The 21,748-nt window shown below is 42.5% G+C and carries 22 protein-coding genes; 7 read left to right on the top strand and 15 right to left on the bottom strand.

The window, feature by feature from the left end; translation table 11 throughout:
* Nucleotides 1-184: 184 nt before the first annotated feature.
* From C9I86_RS07480 to C9I86_RS07465, 4 genes are all read left to right on the top strand, one after another.
* Entirely contained in the window at nt 185-2,107 is a 1,923-nt protein-coding gene (locus tag C9I86_RS07480) for an ABC transporter ATP-binding protein (RefSeq protein ID WP_107276045.1), read from the top strand.
* A gap of 63 nt (nt 2,108-2,170) precedes the next feature.
* Complete coding sequence (locus C9I86_RS07475) at nt 2,171-3,169, top strand: hydrolase (RefSeq protein ID WP_107276044.1); 999 nt, start codon at nt 2,171-2,173, stop codon at nt 3,167-3,169.
* A gap of 67 nt (nt 3,170-3,236) precedes the next feature.
* Nucleotides 3,237-3,449 (top strand): YheU family protein, encoded by a 213-nt coding sequence (locus C9I86_RS07470; protein ID WP_080158735.1) that lies wholly within the window; start codon nt 3,237-3,239, stop codon nt 3,447-3,449.
* A 151-nt stretch (nt 3,450-3,600) separates the two neighbouring features.
* Nucleotides 3,601-4,470: a phosphoribulokinase gene (locus C9I86_RS07465; RefSeq protein ID WP_080158736.1), complete on the top strand. Its 870-nt coding sequence runs from the start codon at nt 3,601-3,603 to the stop codon at nt 4,468-4,470.
* A 101-nt stretch (nt 4,471-4,571) separates the two neighbouring features.
* Here the strand turns inward: C9I86_RS07465 and C9I86_RS07460 are convergent, their stop codons facing one another.
* Entirely contained in the window at nt 4,572-4,976 is a 405-nt protein-coding gene (locus C9I86_RS07460; protein ID WP_107276043.1) for an OsmC family protein, read from the bottom strand.
* A 382-nt stretch (nt 4,977-5,358) separates the two neighbouring features.
* Here C9I86_RS07460 and crp point away from each other — a divergent pair, with 382 nt between their 5' ends.
* A complete protein-coding gene (gene crp / locus C9I86_RS07455; RefSeq protein ID WP_036789513.1) occupies nt 5,359-5,991 on the top strand; it encodes a cAMP-activated global transcriptional regulator CRP in 633 nt (210 codons plus the stop codon).
* 179 nt (nt 5,992-6,170) lie between these two features.
* On the top strand, nt 6,171-6,365 hold the full coding sequence (locus C9I86_RS07450) for a hypothetical protein (protein ID WP_235865966.1): 195 nt from the start codon (nt 6,171-6,173) through the stop codon (nt 6,363-6,365).
* A gap of 50 nt (nt 6,366-6,415) precedes the next feature.
* Here the strand turns inward: C9I86_RS07450 and C9I86_RS07445 are convergent, their stop codons facing one another.
* The 8 genes from C9I86_RS07445 to rpe all read right to left on the bottom strand — a co-directional run bounded on the left by C9I86_RS07445 (nt 6,416) and on the right by rpe (nt 14,581).
* Nucleotides 6,416-7,210: a DUF1338 domain-containing protein gene (locus tag C9I86_RS07445; RefSeq protein WP_080158738.1), complete on the bottom strand. Its 795-nt coding sequence runs from the start codon at nt 7,208-7,210 to the stop codon at nt 6,416-6,418.
* A 40-nt stretch (nt 7,211-7,250) separates the two neighbouring features.
* The gene (astD, locus tag C9I86_RS07440) at nt 7,251-8,711 is read right to left on the bottom strand and encodes a succinylglutamate-semialdehyde dehydrogenase (RefSeq protein WP_107276042.1); all 1,461 of its coding nucleotides are present in this window, start codon (nt 8,709-8,711) and stop codon (nt 7,251-7,253) included.
* A gap of 12 nt (nt 8,712-8,723) precedes the next feature.
* Nucleotides 8,724-9,740, bottom strand: a complete 1,017-nt coding sequence (astA, locus tag C9I86_RS07435; RefSeq protein ID WP_107276041.1) for an arginine N-succinyltransferase — start codon at nt 9,738-9,740, stop codon at nt 8,724-8,726.
* A gap of 105 nt (nt 9,741-9,845) precedes the next feature.
* Entirely contained in the window at nt 9,846-11,078 is a 1,233-nt protein-coding gene (locus C9I86_RS07430; protein WP_080158741.1) for an aspartate aminotransferase family protein, read from the bottom strand.
* A 325-nt stretch (nt 11,079-11,403) separates the two neighbouring features.
* Nucleotides 11,404-11,979 (bottom strand): aminodeoxychorismate/anthranilate synthase component II, encoded by a 576-nt coding sequence (locus C9I86_RS07425; RefSeq protein WP_080158742.1) that lies wholly within the window; start codon nt 11,977-11,979, stop codon nt 11,404-11,406.
* A gap of 104 nt (nt 11,980-12,083) precedes the next feature.
* Nucleotides 12,084-13,103, bottom strand: a complete 1,020-nt coding sequence (gene trpS / locus C9I86_RS07420) for a tryptophan--tRNA ligase (RefSeq protein WP_080158743.1) — start codon at nt 13,101-13,103, stop codon at nt 12,084-12,086.
* Nucleotides 13,104-13,208: 105 nt separating this feature from the next.
* The gene (locus C9I86_RS07415) at nt 13,209-13,892 is read right to left on the bottom strand and encodes a phosphoglycolate phosphatase (RefSeq protein WP_080158808.1); all 684 of its coding nucleotides are present in this window, start codon (nt 13,890-13,892) and stop codon (nt 13,209-13,211) included.
* A 14-nt stretch (nt 13,893-13,906) separates the two neighbouring features.
* Nucleotides 13,907-14,581, bottom strand: coding sequence for a ribulose-phosphate 3-epimerase (gene rpe, locus C9I86_RS07410; protein ID WP_080158744.1), 675 nt, complete (start codon nt 14,579-14,581; stop codon nt 13,907-13,909).
* Nucleotides 14,582-14,780: 199 nt separating this feature from the next.
* Between rpe and C9I86_RS07405 the strand changes: the two genes are divergently transcribed.
* Nucleotides 14,781-14,978 (top strand): DUF2970 domain-containing protein, encoded by a 198-nt coding sequence (locus C9I86_RS07405; RefSeq protein WP_107276040.1) that lies wholly within the window; start codon nt 14,781-14,783, stop codon nt 14,976-14,978.
* A gap of 12 nt (nt 14,979-14,990) precedes the next feature.
* Here the strand turns inward: C9I86_RS07405 and dam are convergent, their stop codons facing one another.
* From dam to C9I86_RS07375, 6 genes are all read right to left on the bottom strand, one after another.
* Nucleotides 14,991-15,827: an adenine-specific DNA-methyltransferase gene (gene dam, locus C9I86_RS07400; protein ID WP_107276039.1), complete on the bottom strand. Its 837-nt coding sequence runs from the start codon at nt 15,825-15,827 to the stop codon at nt 14,991-14,993.
* Nucleotides 15,828-15,935: 108 nt separating this feature from the next.
* The gene (locus tag C9I86_RS07395) at nt 15,936-17,456 is read right to left on the bottom strand and encodes an AAA family ATPase (protein WP_107276038.1); all 1,521 of its coding nucleotides are present in this window, start codon (nt 17,454-17,456) and stop codon (nt 15,936-15,938) included.
* A 23-nt stretch (nt 17,457-17,479) separates the two neighbouring features.
* Complete coding sequence (aroB, locus tag C9I86_RS07390; protein WP_107276037.1) at nt 17,480-18,559, bottom strand: 3-dehydroquinate synthase; 1,080 nt, start codon at nt 18,557-18,559, stop codon at nt 17,480-17,482.
* A 23-nt stretch (nt 18,560-18,582) separates the two neighbouring features.
* Entirely contained in the window at nt 18,583-19,101 is a 519-nt protein-coding gene (gene aroK / locus C9I86_RS07385; protein WP_045035958.1) for a shikimate kinase AroK, read from the bottom strand.
* A gap of 387 nt (nt 19,102-19,488) precedes the next feature.
* The gene (locus C9I86_RS07380; protein ID WP_107276036.1) at nt 19,489-21,210 is read right to left on the bottom strand and encodes a type IV pilus secretin PilQ; all 1,722 of its coding nucleotides are present in this window, start codon (nt 21,208-21,210) and stop codon (nt 19,489-19,491) included.
* Nucleotides 21,211-21,223: 13 nt separating this feature from the next.
* A complete protein-coding gene (locus C9I86_RS07375) occupies nt 21,224-21,739 on the bottom strand; it encodes a pilus assembly protein PilP (RefSeq protein WP_107276035.1) in 516 nt (171 codons plus the stop codon).
* Between the last annotated feature and the right edge of the window lie 9 nt (nt 21,740-21,748).

Raw genomic sequence — 21,748 nt, 5'->3', positions numbered from 1 at the left:
ATACCTAATTGTTACTTAATATGATCATTTAGTTGGCTTTTCTATTTTATACAAACCGACATTCCCCCGATGTAAGTACCGTGTTAACTCGGTGTCAGGTTAGCCACTGGTTCAAGTTTGGGTTAGACTCCTGAACATAATTCCAGTTTAATTTTGTGGAGCGGGCACGTCCCCGGCGCTATCGATGATTATCTTCTCAGATATCCAACTTCTACGTGGTGGTAAAGTTCTGCTTGAAAATGCCACAGCAACCATTAACCCTGGCGATAAAGTCGGTCTGGTGGGTAAAAATGGGTGTGGTAAATCAACCCTATTCGCATTACTCAAAAATGAACTCAGCTTAGATGGCGGTAATTGTCAGTTTCCAAGTAATTGGGAATTAGCGTGGGTAGCCCAAGAAACTCCAGCACTGGAGCGAGCGGCAATTGAATATGTTATTGATGGTGATCGCGAATACCGCGAACTTGAACGTCAATTAATCGCAGCAGAACTGGCTGATAACGGCAATAAAGTCGCTGAACTGCATGGTAAAATTGATACCATCGGTGGTTATAGTATCAATGCACGTGCAGCAGAATTACTCAATGGTCTCGGTTTTTCACAACACCAAATGCAGTGGAACTTAACCCAGTTTTCTGGTGGTTGGCGCATGCGTTTAAACCTTGCTCAAGCACTACTATGCCGTTCTGATCTGCTATTACTCGATGAGCCAACCAACCACTTAGATCTTGATGCAGTAATGTGGCTTGAAAAATGGCTTCAAAGCTACCGTGGTACGCTAGTACTGATTTCCCATGACCGTGATTTCTTAGACCCGGTTATTAACCGTATTATTCACGTTGAAAACCAAACCATGAACAGTTACACCGGTAACTATTCCTCGTTTGAAGTTCAACGTGCAGAAAAGCTGGTATTGCAACAAGCAATGTTTCAAAAGCAACAGAAGCAAATGACCCACATGCAGTCATATATCGAACGCTTTCGTTACAAAGCCAGCAAAGCACGCCAAGCGCAAAGCCGTATTAAAGCATTAGAACGGATGGAGAAAGTACTGCCAGCGCAACTTGATAACCCATTTACGTTTGAGTTTAGAGAACCCAGCGCACTGCCAAATCCAATTTTGATGATGGATCATGTCGCTGCTGGTTATGATGATTTACTGATTCTAGAAAAGATCCGCTTAAACTTAGTACCGGGAAGCCGAATTGGATTACTGGGGCGTAATGGTGCCGGTAAATCAACCTTAATTAAAATGCTCGCAGGTGATTTACCCGCTAAAGCCGGTGATATGGCGTTCTCACAAGGGGTTAAAATTGGCTACTTCGCTCAGCATCAATTAGAAACTTTATACCTTGATGACACCCCGGTCCAACACATGGCACGTATCGCGCCAAACTCAACCGAACAACAACTGCGTGATTACTTAGGCAGTTTTGGTTTTATTGGCGATAAAGCACTAGAGAAAGTCGGTCCTTTTTCTGGGGGTGAAAAAGCGCGCTTGGTATTAGCGTTAATTGTTTGGCAACGTCCAAACCTATTGTTACTCGATGAACCGACTAACCACCTTGACTTAGATATGCGTCAAGCACTGACCTTCGCGTTGCAATCTTATGAAGGCGCAATGGTTATTGTTAGTCACGACCGTTACTTACTCCGTGCAACGACCGATGATTTATACTTGGTTCACGATCGCCAAGTAGTGCCTTTTGATGGTGATTTAGGTGATTACCACAAGTGGTTAGGCGAACAGCAACGCAATGAACGTCGTGAGCAGCAAGCAGCAAAACCTGAAACCAATAAAGACAATAGTGCTGCATCACGTAAAGAACAAAAACGTTTAGATGCTGAGTTCCGTAAACAAACCGCACCGATTCGCAAAGAGATCACTAAGCTTGAAAAGCAAATGGATAAGCTTAATGCGATCATCACCGCTGCAGAAACAGCATTAAGTGATAGCACCATTTATGAGCCTGAAAATAAAGCGCAAATGAATGAACAGTTGAAGCTTCAAGGCGATGCTAAATCCGATCTTGAAGACATTGAAGTCGCCTGGATGGAACTACAAGAACAACTAGAAGAAATGGAAAGCCAGCTTAACGCTGAGTGATCATTTAACGCCGTAGTGATAGTTTTATTACTCCGGCGTTTTTATTAAGATCAAGGACATTACATGCAACCATTTAGCGCTGCTACCGGATTAGGTAATCCTCACTTACAAACCTTATTACCTCGCTTTATTCGTCGCCAGCCCCTCTTTACCCCTATCACTCAACGCCTTGAAATGCCTGATGGCGATTTTATCGATCTTGCTTGGACAGAGCAGCCAGACCACACTAACCATCACCAGCCATTGATGATTTTATTACATGGTTTAGAAGGCAGTTTTAACAGCCCTTATGCTAATGGCTTATTGATGGCCGCCAAACAGCAAGGCTGGCTTGGAGTAATGATGCATTTTAGAGGCTGCAGCGGTGAATTAAATCGTCATCCACAAAGCTATCATTCCGGTGACATCAAAGATGTACGCTTCTTCATTCAATGGCTACGGCAGCAATTTCCACAACGCCCATTTATGGCTGTTGGGGTATCTCTGGGTGGTAATGTATTGATTAATTACTTAGCTAACTACCGTGACAATAGCGAACTGATTGCCGCTCAAGCGATTTCACCACCACTTAACCTTGCCTCCTGTTCTGATCGTATTCAGCAAGGGTTCTCACGAGTATATCAACGCTACTTACTAACATCGCTTAAACGCACCATTGCCAAAAAGATTGAACGTCAGCCTCACACCATGCCCATTAATCAGCAACAGTTAGCATCGATTAACAATGTGTGGCAATTTGATCAAGCAGTAACAGCACCATTACATGGCTTCAAAAATGCTAATGACTACTATCAACGTTGCAGTGGCTTACTGCAACTGACAAATATTCGTCGTCCTTTACGAATCATTCATGCTAAAGATGATCCGTTTATGAACAGCGATGTTATTCCATCACAGCCATTACCCGCCAACATTCGTTATGATTTATCAGCCACCGGTGGTCATGTCGGTTTTATCAATGGCAGCTTACTCAAACCACAATTTTGGTTAGAGCACACAGTGCCTGCATGGTTTCAACAACAATTAGATCAACATCAAACAACCCAACCAAATAATGACTGACTTTCTTTCATGCTAATTTTAAGAATATACTGCGGCTATTATTTTATTAGTCATTTAAGAAGTTGTAATGATTATCCCTTGGCAAGACATCGCACCAGAAACACTCACTAACCTTATCGAACAATTTATTTTACGAGAAGGCACTGATTATGGCGAAGTTGAAATCAGCCTCAGTGATAAAGTGGCTTATGTACGACGCCAATTACAATCTGGTGATGCTGTAATTGTTTTCTCTGAATTGCATGAATCAGTAGATATTAAGCTCCGCAATCAAATGTAATCACTACATTATTGTAGCGATAACCATTAAAACTTGGTATCAGTTGCATTTTTATCACTTAATACCGACATTTTAGCAAACATGTAGTAACATTTATCGCTGACCATTATTTGTTATTAAACCTGTGCTAATCACAACAACAAGGTGAGTTATGTCGGTAAAACACCCTATTATTGCTGTCACTGGTTCATCAGGCGCGGGTACGACCACCACCTCTGAAGCCTTCCGCAAAATGTTTAATATGATGGACATCAACGCCGCATGGTTAGAAGGCGATAGTTTTCATCGTTTTACTCGCCCAGAGATGGATTGTGAGATTCGTAAAGCCAAAGAACAAGGTCGTCATATCAGCTATTTCGGTGCAGAAGCCAATGACTTTGAACAGTTAGCCCACTTTTTCGAGCAATATGCTCAAGACGGCAGTGGCAAGTTTCGGCGTTACTTACATACCTTTGATGAAGCCGTACCTTATAATCAAATGCCGGGTACTTTCACGCCTTGGCAACAGTTAGCTGAAAATACTGATGTGTTATTTTATGAAGGGCTACATGGCGGTGTGGTTGATGGTGAAACCAATGTCGCTCAGCATGTTGATTTACTGATTGGGATGGTGCCCATTGTAAACTTAGAGTGGATTCAAAAGATCATTCGCGACACTCGCGACCGCGGTCATTCAAGAGAAGCGGTGATGGAATCAATTGTGCGCTCAATGGATGACTATCTTAATTACATCACACCCCAATTTTCTCGCACCCATATTAATTTTCAACGAGTCCCTACCGTTGATACGTCAAACCCTGTCAGTGCGAAAGGTATTCCAAGTTTAGATGAAAGCTTTGTCGTGATCCGGTTTCGTGGCTTAAAAAATGTCGACTTTCCACATTTATTGGCGATGATTCAAGGCTCATTTATGTCACGCCACAATACCCTTGTGGTTCCTGGTGGGAAAATGAGTTTTGCGATGGAACTGATTATGCGACCGTTGCTTGAACAACTCATTGAAAATGGAAAAATAGCGTAAGCATTATTTCTTGTATGATACTCAGAAGTAAGTATCAGACGTAGCTCTCACTACTCGTTGATAAACGGTTACTGATATCAGCAACCGTCATCGTCATCGAGTTACGCCACAACAATCTCATAGCTGTGACTCATTTCAACACCTTTACCTAGCATCAAACAAACTGAGCAATATTTTTCAAGCGAGTCAGCCACCATCTTACTCACTAGTGCATCATTTAAATCATGGCCAGTAACAACAAAGTGTAAATTGGCATGAGTGAAAATTCGTGGCGCTTGTTCACGACGTTCGGCGAAGATATTCACTTCACAAGCCGTGATCTGCTGTTGTAAATCTTGTAAACCACTAACAACATCCACAGAGCTACATCCCCCGGCAGCCATTAATACCAACTCCATTGGACTTGGCCCTTTTTCACCACCGTTACCATCTAAAACGACGCTATGGCCCGATGCTGATTGGCCAACAAACGTCATGTTTTCTACCCATTTTACACGTGACTGCATTTTTATATCCTTGAGCTATATTATTTAAAATTTGATCTTATTTTTGTTGATAATTCCATCGATGTAAACGTTATTTATTTTGTTTGATGCTAATTGTGTTGCATATTTCTATTGCTAGAATTGGAGAGCAAAATCACTTTGAAACGGTGCTTTTGGTAACTAAGTCACAACGATGTGATCATGTGCACACTTATCTCTCATAAATGAGCGGGTCATCGAGATCAATATCAAGAAAAAGCCCCAAAAAAAGGATACACTCTAAACCAGTTTAAGTTAGCTCGCAGCCCATCAGCTGAGTGAATAACCCTGCCAACGCACAGTTTTGTCGAGTTATCTTTACAGAACATATTGTTGGGCAACATATGCAGAGGAAGTTAGTAATATGGTTCCAGGTAAACCGCAAACAGATCCAACTTTAGAGTGGTTTCTTTCCCATTGTCACATTCACAAATATCCATCAAAGAGCACGTTAATTCACGCAGGTGAAAAAGCAGAGACTTTGTACTACATCGTGAAGGGTTCTGTTGCTGTATTAATCAAGGATGAAGAAGGTAAGGAGATGATCCTTTCTTACCTAAACCAGGGCGACTTTATTGGTGAACTCGGCTTGTTCGAAGAAGACCAAGAACGTACAGCTTGGGTTCGCGCAAAAAGCCCTTGTGAAGTTGCAGAAATTTCATTTAAAAAATTCCGTCAATTAATTCAAGTTAACCCAGATATTCTAATGCGTCTATCTGCTCAAATGGCATGTCGTCTACAAGTGACAAGTCAAAAAGTGGGTGATCTTGCGTTCCTTGATGTTACAGGTCGTATTGCACAGACATTACTGAATCTTGCAAAACAACCTGATGCAATGACACACCCTGATGGCATGCAAATTAAGATCACTCGTCAAGAAATTGGTCAGATCGTAGGTTGTTCTCGCGAAACAGTCGGCCGTATTCTTAAAATGCTAGAAGAGCAAAATCTTATTTCTGCTCATGGCAAGACTATTGTGGTTTACGGTACACGCTAATTATTTTAGTCATACCAAAATCACCGATGAAACCGCAGCTTATGCCTGCGGTTTTTTTTTATCACTCCCCAGATGATCACCGTAAAACAATCATTGAACACTCAGGCATTAGTGTTAAATTTTAACTTGTAATAACATCTATTTATGCTACATTTTGCTCACAAATGGATTTTAAATCGATGATGGTCAATATGGATATTGAACGCTTTTCAGTTAACAGTTACACCACGGTACCTGGGATCTTAACTAGTCAGCCAACAACCATTGAAATGACAGGGTTTAGTGATAGTCGCTGTTATCTCGAACAACAAACCGGATTACGTCGCTGCCCTGCAGATGAATCAGGTGTTTGGGCTTCACCACTGGATAACTAACCCTTCAACAACAGTGCTTATGCGCTAAGCACTGTTTATTTGGCTTACAATTAACGATCTGTACTTTCAAAAATTTTATTCGCCGAAGCAACCACAAACCCTGAATATAACTCACCATTCGCTTGGGGATGGCGTTTTGCAAATTCATAAAATCCACCAGGGATGTTATGAATACCGTCTCGAAAACTGACCCCCACCTTGTCAGCCATGGTTGCTGATTGTTCCAACATCACCTCAGCATTACCTTTTATCTCCCCGCCCGCTTGATTAATAACAAACTGGTTATGGCGCAATAAATGATTAACCTCTTCAAGATTAGAGAACTGTTCTAATTGATTAATACTCACCGTAAAATGGTTAGCGCCAAAACCGTGTGCCGCAACCCACGCTGCATATTCACTTTCAGCCGCTAAAAATTGATAGGTCGCAAAGTCAAGTTGCCATGGACGGCCACGATAAATAAAATCAGGTTGGCGAAAATAATCATCATCAACCTGATCAAGCAAGGCTCGTATCGTATGTTGTAATTCAGCCGAGCACCCCGCTAATTGTAATTCGCTAATAAAGACTTTTGGCAACACCGGGTTTGCATGAATAAAGGATTCGGCATACAGCTTTTTGGCACTAAAATGATATTTTGCTTGCGGTTGGTAACCCAAAGCAATAAATGGCGCAGCCAGTACGGCTAAGCCACACTTCGGTAACCCAAAGCTGCGCAATGCAATATGATCATTAAGTAATGCTGTGTCCTCGGTTAACAACTGCTGTATTTGCACCGCTGAAGGGCATAAGCGGTGACTATAATCGTGCCATAAACCATCAAAAAGTTGGGTAATAGATTCCATAATCAGCCTGCCTATTGAAAGCATTATCACTCATTAAACCTTAGCTCAAGCATACTCCTGGCGCTAATTGAGCCGGTAATTGCACATCATCCCCTTCAACAGACGCCATAGGATAAGCACAATAGTCCGCAGCATAATAAGCGCTTGGGCGAAGATTTCCTGATGCGCCAGGGCCACCAAAAGGTGCATCACCACTCGCTCCTGTTAAGGGTCGGTTTCGATTCACAATACCAGCACGAATATGTTCAATAAAATAGAGCCATTGTTGCTCATCGGTTGAAATGAGCCCTGCCGCTAAGCCATAGCGAGTTTGATTGGCACTGACTACCGCTTGAATAAAATCAACATAACGACTAACGTGTAATAGTGGTCCAAAATATTCTTCATCCGCAAGTTCAGTAATAGCACTAACATCGATAATCGCAGGCGTCACAATTGCGCCTTGTCCCCGCGTTGCCGTTAATAAAGCAACGCCACCAGCATCCAAAAGTTGTTGTTGATGCAATATGATGTGATCCGCCGCCACAGCAGAAATTAATGGCCCCATAAACGGTGCAGGGGTTGCAAAGGGATCACCCACCAGCAATTGTGAAGCGACCGTCACTAAACGGGCTAACAGAGCATCGCCAGCTTTTCCTGTGGCGATATATAATCGCCGTGCACAAGTACAACGCTGTCCAGCACTTAAAAAAGCCGATTGAATGATGGTATATACCGCCGCATCAATGTCACCATACTCTTGGCCGATCACTAATGGATTATTACCTCCCATCTCTAAAGCCAACATAGTTTGCGGTTGCCCCGCAAATTGTTGATGTAACAAATGCCCCGTTTGCGCACTCCCGGTAAACAATACTCCAGCCACTCTCGTTGCCATGGCTAATGCCGCTCCCGTTGTACGTCCACCTTGTACTAAATTAATCACCCCATCAGCAATACCCGCTTGTTGCCATAACTCACACATTCGTTGAGCGGTATTAGGTGTCAGTTCTGAGGGTTTAAATACCACGGTGTTACCCGCTAACAATGCTGGAATAATATGGCCATTAGGTAAGTGTGCGGGGAAGTTATATGGTCCAAATACCGCCATCACCCCCAAAGGACGATGGCGAACAATCATGGTGGTTCCGGCCTGTTGACGCTGACGAATACCCGTTCGCTCATGATAAGCTTGCGTTGATAACCCAACTTTGGCAATCATCGCCGCGACTTCCGTGGTACTTTCCCATACTGGTTTACCTGTTTCTGCCGCAATAATATGTGCCAATTGTGATTGATGTTGTTGCAGTAATTGAGCAAAGCGTTCAATAACGGCTAAGCGCTCATTAAACGTCGTATTTCGCCAGTTTAAAAACGCTGTATTTGCAGCAGCAACAGCATTCTCAACTTGCTCTACACTCGCAGCATTACCTTGCCAAACCACATCATCATTATAAGGATTGAGTGATTGAAATCGCTCACCATCGCCCACTAGCCATTGATTATTAATCCATAAGCTCATTCGTCTCTCCTTTTATGGTTGGGCTATTAACCTTACTTCATCACCCATTTCCACATTAAGTGCAGCGGCAACCTCAGCGGTCATCATGGCTTGTCCTTGTGCAGTAATCGCAATAGAAGCCACAACCGCTCGAAACCCTGCTAACTGACCATTTGAGATAAGATAATGTTGTTGGCTGCTATGTTCACCAATATTGACCGAATAACGCTGCGAATGACGCACAGTTTCAATATTACGCACGTCACATTCAATACTAGGACCGGCATCAAAAATATCAACATAACCGCGACAACAAAATCCTTCTTGTTCTAACAGTTGTAACGCGGGACGAGTATTAGTATGTACTTTCCCTATCACCGCTTGTGCTTCTTTGCTAAGTAAATTGACGTAAATCGGTAATTTAGGCATTAAATCAGCAATAAAGCCTTTGCGGCCAATACCGGTTAAATAATCTGCATAAGTAAAATCAATCGAAAAAAAATGTTCTTTCAGCCATTGCCAAAAAGGGGAATTCCCCTGTTCATCAGAGACACCACGCATTTCAGCAAAAGCCACCTTAGCAAATCGCTGTTGATGATCAGCCATCAATAAGAAACGTGACTTTGACAATAAGCGTCCGTTAGTACCTTGACGCCACTCGGGCAATAAAAATAAGCTACACAACTCAGTTTCCCCAGTGTATTGGTTACCCAATGTCAGTACCTTAACGATGTTGTGTACGCCTAACTGACGCGAAGCATGGGTCACCGTACTTAAATGGTAATTATAAAAAGGCACATCAAGTCCAACCGTCGCTTCAATTGCTGTTGTACCAACGACTTGATTGGTATCACTATCAACCGCGACCAATAGATAACTTTCCTGGCCTGGAAAGGTAACACTGGCATTAAAACTGGCTTGAGAATGTTGGATACGGCGACGAAGTAAATCTTCATTGATGGGTAATGATGTAAAACCATGACCAGAGGCTTCTGCACATTGCATCAGTGCAGGATAATCAGCGGCAGTAATAGGACGAATAATGAGCATAGCATTCCCTCCTAAATATAGACAATGACTCCTGCCATTGTCTCGCTCAACATCAGCGTTAGAATGGGGCTATTGGTGTTAACTAACCCCGTAATAGCAATTCAATCACAGCTCAGCAGAATGCAGTTCATATAACGTTGCAATTGCCGCTTCTAAGCGTTGCATTCCTTCATCGATATCTTTTTTATCAATTACCAATGAAGGCGTAAAGCGCACCACATCAGTGCCCGCAACTAATACCATTAACCCTTCTTTACCTGCGGCAACTAAGATATCTCGTGCTCGGCCTTGCCATTGTGGGCATAACACCGCCCCAAGTAATAACCCTTTACCGCGAATTTCACTAAAAATAGGATAACGATGATTAATCTGCATGAGCCCATCACGGAACCATTGTTCGCGCTGTTTCACGCCAGCTAATACTGCGGGCTGACTAATGGTATTGATCACCGCTTCAGCAACCGCACACGCAAGAGGATTACCGCCATAAGTTGAACCATGGGTACCCACTTTAAGATGGGCTGCAAATGCCGTTGTTGTCAGCATTGCAGCAACAGGGAAGCCGCCACCTAATGATTTTGCTGTGGTCAAAATATCTGGGGTAACACCAAGACCTTGGTAAGCAAACAAGTCTCCCGTACGGCCATTACCCGTTTGCACTTCATCAAAGATCAACAGCGCATGGTGTTTATCACACAGCTCACGTACCCCTTGCACGAACTCAATCGTTGGGCTAATGACCCCACCCTCACCTTGTAAAGGCTCCATCATCACAGCACAGGTTTTATCTGACATTAATTCAGCAATTGCCGCTAAATCATTATAAGGAATATGGGTAACAGCTTGGGGTTTAGGACCAAAACCATCGGAATAAGTACTTTGGCCACCGACCGTCACGGTAAAAAAGGTACGTCCATGAAAACCATGATGAAAGGCGATAATTTGATCTTTATCTGCACCAAAGTTATCAACGGCATAACGACGCGCCAATTTCAATGCGGCTTCATTGGCTTCTGCGCCAGAGTTAGCGAAAAAGACTTTATCAGCAAAAGTAAGTTGGGTCAGTGTGTCAGCTAAGCGCAACGCGGGCTCATTGGTCATCACATTACTTAAATGCCACAATTTTTGTGCTTGCTCTGTTAATGCTTCCACCAGCACCGGATGGCAATGGCCCAAACAACTGACCGCAATCCCCCCCGCGAAATCAATATATTCCCGTTGCTGTTGATCCCATAAGCGCGAGCCTTGTCCACGAACGGGAATAATATCCATCGGCGCATAGCAAGGTACCATGACCTCATTAAACAATGAACGTTGCAGCTTCTCTTCTGTTGCCATCACACTATCCTTCTGTGCTGTATGCCGTATTATTAATAGTATTTACATTTTATTAACCTTTTGCCAAGCAAGTTAATGCTTTTTATTTCAGCAAAAGTGTTAATAAATGAATACACTAGCAATAGTTATGCATTATTTACGGAAGATTATTAACCACTATCATTGACCAACACTCTTTCCTCTAAGGAAATAATTCTTATCAAATGCATAAAATTGCATTTCAACAAAAACGAAACGACTCAAATAACGAAGATAAGCAGTGATAACAACAGAAAAGCGTACTTACTCACGCAGTAATAAGTACGTTAGAAGAACAGTAGAGGAATTAGCGTTGCAGAAAATTAGCCAGCAATTGATGGCCTTGTTCGGTCAAAATGCTTTCTGGATGAAACTGTACCCCTTCAAGTGCCAGCGTTTTATGTCGAATACCCATAATTTCATCAAATTCACCGTTTAATTCTGTCCAAGCGGTGATCTCAAAACAATCAGGTAATGTTGCCGCTTTAACGACCAAGGAATGGTAACGCGTCACTGTTAGAGGATTATTAAGCCCCTTAAAAACACCACAATCAGTATGATAGATAGGTGACGTTTTACCGTGCATAACTTGGCGAGCACGTACTACATCGCCGCCAAATACTTGCGCAAGTGATTGGTGCCCAAGACACACACCGAGAATCGGTAATTTACCTGCGAAATATTCAATAGCTTGCAAAGAGATACCCGCTTCATTAGGCGTACAGGGACCAGGAGAAATGACTAAATGCGTGGGAGCTAACGCCTCAATTGCCGCAATATCAATTTCATCATTACGCACAACAACGACTTCAGCGCCTAATTCACAAAAGTATTGATAAAGGTTGTAAGTAAAGGAATCGTAGTTATCAATAAGTAACAACATACTACAACTAAGCTCTTATTCTTTTACTGCCAACGGCAGTAATTAACCCGCGATAAAAAAGCAGAGCCTTAGCCCTGCTTTATTATCATTGTTATTGCCTGCACTTATGGGCGAGCAACAAAACCGACTGCATGATAAGCTTTTTTCAACACTTCAGCAGCACGCGCAGATGCTTTATCCGCACCGGCTTTCATCACGCTATCAAGGTAAGCACGATCATGACGAATGCGTTGGTATTCAGCCTGTACAGGCTCAAGCATTGCGACTAATGCTTCACCGACATCTTTCTTAAATGGACCATACATTTCAACACCAGCATACTGCGCTTCAATTTCAGCAAACGTTTTGCCTGTTGCGCCAGAATACAAGCCCATTAGGTTTGAAATACCCGCTTTTTGTTCAATATCATGCGCGATACGAGGCGGCATTTCTGCGTCTGTTTGCGCTTTATTGATTTTCTTTAGAATTGACTTAGGATCTTCAAGTAACGTAATAACGTTCTTACGGTTATCATCTGACTTCGACATTTTCTTAGTCGCATCTTGTAAGCTCATTACGCGTGCACCTACCGTTGGAATATACGGTTCAGGTACTTGGAAAATTGGGCTTTGCTCTGTGCCATAAAGATTATTAAAACGGGTTGCGATATCACGCGCTAACTCTAAATGTTGCTTCTGATCGCTACCTACAGGCACTTGATGGGCGCCATACAATAAAATATCGGCAGCCATCAGTACTGGATAACCAAATAAACCCGCGTTAACGTCATTTGCGTGACGGGCTGATTTATCTTTAAACTGAGTCATGCGGCTTAGCTCACCCATTTGGGTATAGCAGTTTAATAACCAGCCCAGCTGTGCATGCTCAGGTACATGCGATTGTACAAACAAGGTGCTTTTCTTTGGATCAACACCAACGGCTAAACAAATCGCAAGTGCATCGAGAGTTGCTTCATGAAGGGCTTTGGGATCTTGACGTACAGTAATGGCATGTAAATCAACCACGCAGTACTGACAATCATAATCATCCTGCATCTGTTCCCACTGACGCAGCGCACCAAGGTAGTTGCCGATACTCAATTCACCAGAAGGCTGTACGCCACTTAATACAATGGGTTTACTCATGATCAGGCTGTCCTGTTAATATCTGTAATTGTATTGACGATAGGTGCTGATAACACCGTTACCTGCACCTAATGTTATTGATTTTTTAGTGTACACCGTAATGTACTAGCAGCCTAGTTTAACCACATCAAGTAATTGCTTGAAGTGATCACAAACAACATCTGGCTGACTATCACTGATCGGTTGACCATAGTTATAACCATAAGTCAGCCCAAGCGAGCGACAACTGGCAGCTTGTGCCGCTAAAATATCGTTACGCGAATCACCCACCATCAGCAATTCAGTGGCTGCAACATGGTGTTTTTCCATCAACCAATGTAATGCGTAAGGATCTGGCTTTTTCAATGGAAAGGTATCACCGCCAATCACATCAACAAAGTAAGCACTCAAACCATGTTCTTCAAGTAAGTGAGGCACAAATTGTGATGGCTTATTCGTCACCACTGCCATCAAAACACCCGCTTGGTGTAAATCAGCTAGCGTCGTTTTCACATCCGCATATAGCGCACTTTTTTGATGACCACCCGCGGCATAATAATGATCAAATAGTTCACGCGCTTGACGCTGTAATTGCGGATCAATCTCAGGATCAATATCGATACTACGGCTTAATGCGCGACCAATTAAAATATCAGCCCCGTTGCCAATCCAAGTCGTCACCTGTTCAACCGTCACACCTTCACGGCCAAGATGACGCATAGTCAAATCAGCCGCATCGGCTAAATCAGGTACGCTATCTAACAACGTACCGTCTAAATCAAACGCTATAAATTTAATATTTTCAATCATGTTTTCAGAAACCATTAACGCTTAGCCTCAGCTAACTGTGCACGCATATTATCAATCGCAATTTTATAATCAGGTTCATTAAAAATAGCAGACCCCGCAACAAACATATCCGCACCTGCTGCTGCGATTTCCGCAATATTATTAACGTTAACACCACCATCCACTTCTAAACGAATATCTCGCCCTGAAGCATCAATACGCTGACGTACTTGACGTAATTTATCTAGCGTACTTGGAATAAATGATTGACCACCAAAACCAGGATTTACAGACATGATCAAAATCATATCCACTTTATCCATAATGTAATCAAGGTGGTGTAGCGGTGTTGCGGGATTAAATACCACCCCGGCTTGGCAACCATGTTCTTTAATCAGTTGCAAACTACGGTCAAGGTGATCGGTCGCTTCAACATGAACAGTGATCATGCTTGCGCCAGCTTTGGCAAAATCAGGAATAATACGATCGACAGGTTTTACCATTAAATGAACATCAATTGGCGCGGTAATACCGTAGTCGCGTAATGCTTGACAGATAGGCGCACCAAACGTCAGGTTAGGGACAAAATGATTATCCATAACATCAAAATGCACCACATCAGCACCCGCTGCCAATACGTTTGCTACATCTTCACCTAAGCGGGCAAAATCAGCAGACAAAATAGATGGAGCGATCAAAAAGTCCTTCATGGTTAGCCTCTTTACACTAGCGATAAAAACACAGGCTCGGCGTACCAAGCTCATAAATTGCTGTCAGTCTACCCGATCCCCTAGGTGTTGTCTTAATGGATTTATTTATTACTGTAGTTAGCCATAATTATCAGTGTTACTACCAACATAGGCACTACAATCTAGCTAGCATTTAAATAAAACACGCACAGGAAAGCTGATGAATAAACACAGCAAAGCGGTGTGGCAAATAATAAAGAGTGTCTTAGCTGCATTGTTTGGGGTGCAATCACAACAACAGCACCAACAAGACTTTCAACATTCAAGTCCATGGTTATTTATTGTCATTGGAGGGATTGTTATCGTGCTGCTAGTGAGCATATTGATTGCTATCGCTCATCAAGCAATAGCAATCTAAAAGCAGGGAGGGTTATTCGTTATCGGCAATAAGCGGGGTTTTAAATAACGCCAGTAGTTCATCAACCTTATTGCGGCCACTGCCATTACGACTAATCGTGCGCTTAACCCTTACTACGGATAAATCAGCACCAGTATATAAACGGCGGGTTAACGGCGTATCATGATTAGAAATCAATACCGCTATATCACGTTCAGTCGCGGCTTTCTCTGCAATATTAGCTAAGGTCGCCTGATCATCCAAACTAAAGCCATTACCAGAATAAGAGGTAAAATTAGCCGTAGTTGATAATGGCGCATACGGTGGATCGCAATAAATCACACTGCCTTTACGCGCCCGTGAAAATGTCTGGCTGTACCCTTCACAAATAAACGTCGCACGTTTAGCTTTTTCTGAAAAATAATACATTTCAGCTTCAGGGAAATACGGTTTTTTGTAAGAGCCAAAAGGCACATTAAACCCGCCCTTTTTGTTATAACGGCATAAGCCATTAAAACCATGTCGATTAAGATAGAGAAAATAAATCGAACGCTGGTAAGGATCAGTACTGTTATTAAAGTCTTCTCTAATATTCAAGTACGCCGCTTTAGTATTATATTCAGGCGTAAATAATCGACGTACATCTTCAATGTATCGCTCAGGCTCTTGCTTAATAATATTATATAAATTAATCAGATCTGGGTTGATATCTGCCAGTAAGTAATGCTCATAATCAGTATTTAAAAACACCGAACCAGCACCTACAAAAGGCTCAACCAATTTACGCGCCGGCGGTAGGTGTCGTTTAATATCCTCGACCAGAGAGTACTTACCCCCAGCCCACTTCAGGAATGCACGATGCTTTTTCATTAAGCTGACCCACCACCACTTACAAGAATGTCACGAAAGGTCGCGGATTGTACCTCATTTACACCCTGCGCTGATACCAATTCACATAAATAACTACTATTTATGGCTTTATTTTAAGCGATCTATTTCTTGCGTGATCTTACGATAAGATTTTAACCATGGTTTTAGCTGTTGTAATGCAGGTGATAATTGATTTTTTGCAGTGCGTGCCTGACTCGCGGTAGCGTAATCTCCGGTCACAACAATAAACCATGACTGCTGATTACGTACCGTTTGGTAAACTATCGCATCCATTACATTATGGGTTGTAATAAATTCTGCAGCAGCGGCAAGGCTCTGAGTTGCCGCCAGTTGTAACGCATAATGTGTTGGCTTTACGGCAATTAATCGTTGTTTATCTGCGGCTAATTTAAGTGACCAATCTAACTTAGAGACAGGCGATGATGTAACACTAACAGCCGCTGGCGTTTTGATTGCTTCTGTCGCAATGACAGGCGATTTTTCAGTCATTTCTGTAGCTTCTGTAGCTTCTGTAGCTTCTGTAGCTTCTGTAGCTTCTGTAGCTTCTGTAGCTTCTGTAGCTTCTGTAGCTTCTGTAGCTTCTGTAGCTTCTGTAGCTTCTGTAGCTTCTGTAGCTTCTGTAGCAGCAGGATGATCGTCCAACGTGTGATCGTCAATAATGGCATCAATTTGTTGATCAGAGATAACAACCCGCTCTTGACCCTTGATGTCATCTTGACGCCCCACAGTTAACCCCTGTGGATTAACTTGTGGTGGTAATGGCTCTTTATCAATTGTTACCGCCGCAGGCACAGGAGGCTGAGGTGCCGTTATCGTTGCAGATGCAGACTCACTGCCAGAGCGGGATGCCATAAAGAAATAACCGCCCGCAATTAAAACAATGATCACGCCACCAATTACAATCGGTAATAACGGCTTCTTTTTCATATTTGAATTCATGGTTATCCCTTCTGCTTGCGGAAGATTATGTAATACGCCCGGACGAGGAAGCGCCATTAGTAAGCGCTGTTTTAATGAACGCCGACAAGGGGCATCTAATCCATCGGACGTCATTAGCATATCACTAAATAGCATCACTTCTTGCTGACTAAAATCATCAATATCAAGTTCAACAGGAGTAATACCTGAGCCATGAGCGACATGGGCTAAAGTTTGATTCAACTCGCCACTATTGGCAAATAGCACAATATTCAGTTGTCGCTCTGGATGTTGATTGGCATATTGTGCCAATGCCCACAATTCAGCAATTAACGTTGGGCTCAGACACTGGGCGTCATCAATCACCACCATTAATTTATAATGTTGGTTCGCTAATAGATGCTCAACACTCTGACATAAAGAGTCATGTTCATTAAACATAGCGTGGCTAACAAATTGTTGTAGCAGTAAGGTACGATGTTGAACGTCTGTTTGTCCATGCTGACACATCAATAATACTTGATGACAATCGGTGGCATAATCTTCAAGAAAAGCATGGGCAAGCCAAGTTTTACCTGAGCCAGGAGCACCAGAAAGGTGAATGAGGTGAGAGCTAAACCGAGTAATGAACTGTACTCGAGTCAGCAACTGGATCTGACTTTCCAGATCCAGACTTTTTCGTTTTGTCATGCGAGTTATCAATTGGTTACAGTTTAGCGACCAATTACATCCTGAAGCACATCAAAAGGAACATCAGCCACAACCTCAGCACTACCAATCGATGTTGGCAACACTAAGCGTAGCTGACCTGACAATACTTTTTTATCACGCATCATATGCTTAATAAAATCGTCAAAAAACATTGTATCAGGAGCAACAACGGGCAAATTTGCTCGTTGATGTAATGCAATAATACGCATTACATCAGCATCACTGATTAATCCCTGCTTTGCGGCAGTATGTGCTGCGAGAATTGTACCTACTGACACCGCTTCGCCATGCAGCCAATTACCGTAGCCCATTTCTGCTTCAATCGCATGACCAAAGGTATGGCCAAGATTAAGTAATGCCCTAACGCCTGATTCTTTTTCGTCGGCAGCAACAACATCGGCTTTAATTTGACAGCAACGGCTAATGGCGTAACACAACGCCTCGTTATCCAGTGCATGTAACCGTTCGATGTTATTCTCTAACCAAACAAAAAAATCATGATCGGCAATAATGCCGTACTTGATGACTTCTGCCAATCCTGCTGCTAACTCTCGTTGCGGCAAGGTATGTAAACAATAATTATCAATAATCACTGCTTTAGGTTGGTAAAAGGCACCAATCATGTTTTTACCCAGACGGTGATTAACCGCAGTTTTTCCACCAACAGATGAATCAACTTGTGCTAACAACGTGGTTGGCACCTGAATAAAATCAACCCCTCGCTGATAACTCGCAGCCGCAAAGCCAACGATATCACCAATTACGCCGCCGCCTAAAGCAACTAAAATCACATCGCGGCCATAATTACCTTCCAGTAAAAATGTCATGATGTGATTAAACGTATCAAGGGTTTTGTATTGTTCACCATCAGGCAGAGAAAGTAGTGCCACTTGGCACGATAATGAACCGATGGTTGCTATTACCTTATCCGCATATAACGGGGCAACAGTATCATTACTGACCACAACTACTTGCTTGCCTGCAGATATCGCAGATGCAAACAACGCCGAGTTGTCGAACAACTCGGCGCCAATTGAAATAGGGTAGCTTCTGTCATCTAAATTGACATTGATCCGTTCCATGGTCAGCTTCTCTTTTTAATGAATTAACGCTCTTCCAACATCTTGATGATTTGGTTAGCAACTACCTTCGCACTCTGATCATCAGTACGAACAACGTAGTCAGCAACCTCTTCATACAATGGGTTACGCTCTGCTGCTAGTTCTTCAAGTACTTCACGAGGTGTGTCAGTTTGAAGTAACGGGCGTTTTTTATCACGTTGAGTACGAGCTAATTGTTTTTCAATAGTCGTCTCTAGATAAACAACAATACCACGAGCAGAAAGGCGATTGCGGTTCTCTTTGTTAATAACAGAGCCGCCACCCGTTGCGAGAACAATACCTTGTTCTTGTGTTAGGTCATCAATTACAGCTTCTTCGCGAACACGGAAACCGTCTTCACCTTCAACATCAAACACCCAACTAATATCAGCGCCAGTACGTTCTTCGATCACAGTATCTGAATCAAAGAATTCCATATGCAGCTGTTGTGCAAGGTGTCTACCAATAGTGCTTTTGCCGGCACCCATAGGGCCAACCAAGAAAATATTTCGTTTTTCAGCCATTTTTAGCAATTTACGCGCGGTTAATAAAACGACACCACCCGCAGGCTCTATGTAATATAAGCCCGAGGCGCCAAGTTCCTCACATATAATTCGTGATAAGACAGAAAATTATCTCAGGACTGACTACTATTTTGCAATAGCTAGTCGACATCAATCGATATTTTATTAAGCCTGTCTTACCCACAGAGGTTGCCATAATGGCTTACCCGAGGTCAGAGGTCAATCGTATTAAGCTCGTAAATATCCTAATAATTGCCGAATAACATGCTCAACACCCATTCAACGGGCAAAGGTAACCAATAGAAATAAAACAACTTTTAGCGAGACTCACCCTGCTGAAGCATTGTTTAGAAGCATTATCAGCAAGGTGATTAGGTAAGTGAAAAATTATTGCATCACAATCTTTGGCGTCACAAAAATCAATAATTCACGTTTTCCAAGTTCTTCCATTTTATGCCTAAATAATGCACCAAGTACTGGAATATCACCAAGAATAGGCACTTTACGAACACTATTGTTGACTTGATTTTGATAAATACCACCTAATACAACTGTTTCACCGTTATTGACTAACACCTGTGTTCCAATACGTTGCGTTTTAATTGCAACCGCCGTACCGACGCCAGTTGGCACTTCTTCACCTTTACTGTCTTGCGTGACTTCTAAATCCAATACCAATTTATTATCGGGCGTGATTTGAGGGGTTACCATCAAGCTCAGCACCGCCTTTTTAAAATCAACCGACACCGCACCACTTGATGATGCTTCAAGATACGGAATTTCGGTACCTTGCTCGATATAAGCCGCTTTTTTATTGGTGGTCATTAAGCGCGGACTGGAAATAATCTCAGCTTTACGCTCTGATTGTAATGCTGATAATTCTAAATCTAACAATACATTACCCAGTTTTGCCACCTGAAAAGCAATACTAGAGGCACCCGCTTGAGTCGCACCTAAGTTCACATTAAGGAAATCATCAACGGTGGTATCATCAAGCAAACCAGAACTACCAAGGTTACCTTCAATTGAACCACCAATGGTAGTATCACCATCAATACTCGACACGCCCCAACGAACACCAAGCTCATCAATATTACCTTCATCAATGGTAACGATACGCGCTTCAATCTGTACTTGTTTGACTGGAATATCAAGTGCAACTACGATGTCTTTAATACTGGCTATATTTTCAGGAGTATCCTTAATTATCAATGCATTAGTACGCTCATCAACATGCAAAGAACCGCGTTCTGACAGCATTCCCACACCATCACTCGATCCACTTAATAACGCCGAAATGTCCGTTGCCTTGGCATAGTTCACTTGAATAAGCTCAGAGCGTAAACTCGCTAATTCTTGTTGTTTGCGTGCAGTTTCCATCACTTGATGTTCATTAGCCGCTAATTCAGCTTTAGGGGCAACTAATAACACTGAGCCACGGACACGTTTATCTAATCCTTTCGCTTGCAGGATAATATCGAGCACTTGCGGCCATGGCACATTATCTAAACGCAACGTAACGTTACCGCTCACCGTATCAGCAACCACCAAGTTAAAATCATTATAATCAGCTATTAACTGTAAGACATTACGCACCGGAATATCTTGAAAGTTTATAGAGATAGGTTTGCCTTTGTACGACACATTACCTTTGTTTGCCGTTGTTGCCGTTTTAGCTTGAGTACGTTTAATTAACGTCACTTCAAGGTTATTGCCTCGAATACGATAATCGTAATCATAACCACCAGTCATATTAAACATAAACCGCGCCCCACGAGGCACATTGCTAGTATCAATGCTATTAACGACCGTAGCAAAATCAATTACATCTAAAGTGTGTATTTGCTCATTGGTTAACTGAGTATCAAAAATATCCAGCTGTAATTGCTTACCTTGACGGCGAATATCAACCAATGACTGCGGCTGTTTTAACTTAACAGTTAATACGCCTCGACCTTTACCATCACGATGAAATTCAATCTCTTGAACTTGATTAGTAATGCCACTCGCTGGCGCTGCTGTAACGCTGGTTACCGTCAGCAACCCGCAGCACATTAACCATACACTGACGAAAATCTGGCGGCTAAGCCCCCATGTATTCCCTTTCATAACTCATCCTTGATTAATGCTGAACTAAAGCCAGCTTTGCAGGCCGTGTTAGCCAACAACCTTTGCCATCGGGTAATGTTTCTTCTATTTCAATGAGCTTATCACTCACCTTTATTACTTTGCCGCGATTAAGCCCAACAAACTGTCCTGGCTTAATTTTTACTAACTCGCCTTTAGGGGTATAAACCAGCCCCCACAATTGATGCTGATGTCCAATCGCCCCTTTCATCGAAAGTTGCTCTAATGGAAACGTTTCTAACGGCGTTGACTTGTGATCAGCTAATGGTTGCCAACAACTACTATTCGCTTGTTTCGCCAATAATAGCTCTGGCCTTGGCCGTAAAAATGGCACTCGTTTACTGGTCATTACAAATGATTCAGCGACAAAAATATAAGGATCAGCCAATGGTTTTACTTTTGCTTTAGCATTGGTATGTGTTTTGGCAATAAACTGCTCAATTGAATCAGTGTTAGCCTGACACCCCATTAATCCGAGTCCTAACGGTAACAGCCATAATAGTGTTCTCATAAGATCCTC

The organism is Photobacterium sp. NCIMB 13483 (genome assembly GCF_003025475.1).
Taxonomy (GTDB): Bacteria; Pseudomonadota; Gammaproteobacteria; order Enterobacterales; family Vibrionaceae; genus Photobacterium; species Photobacterium piscicola.
This window is presented reverse-complemented; position numbering and strand designations above follow the sequence as displayed.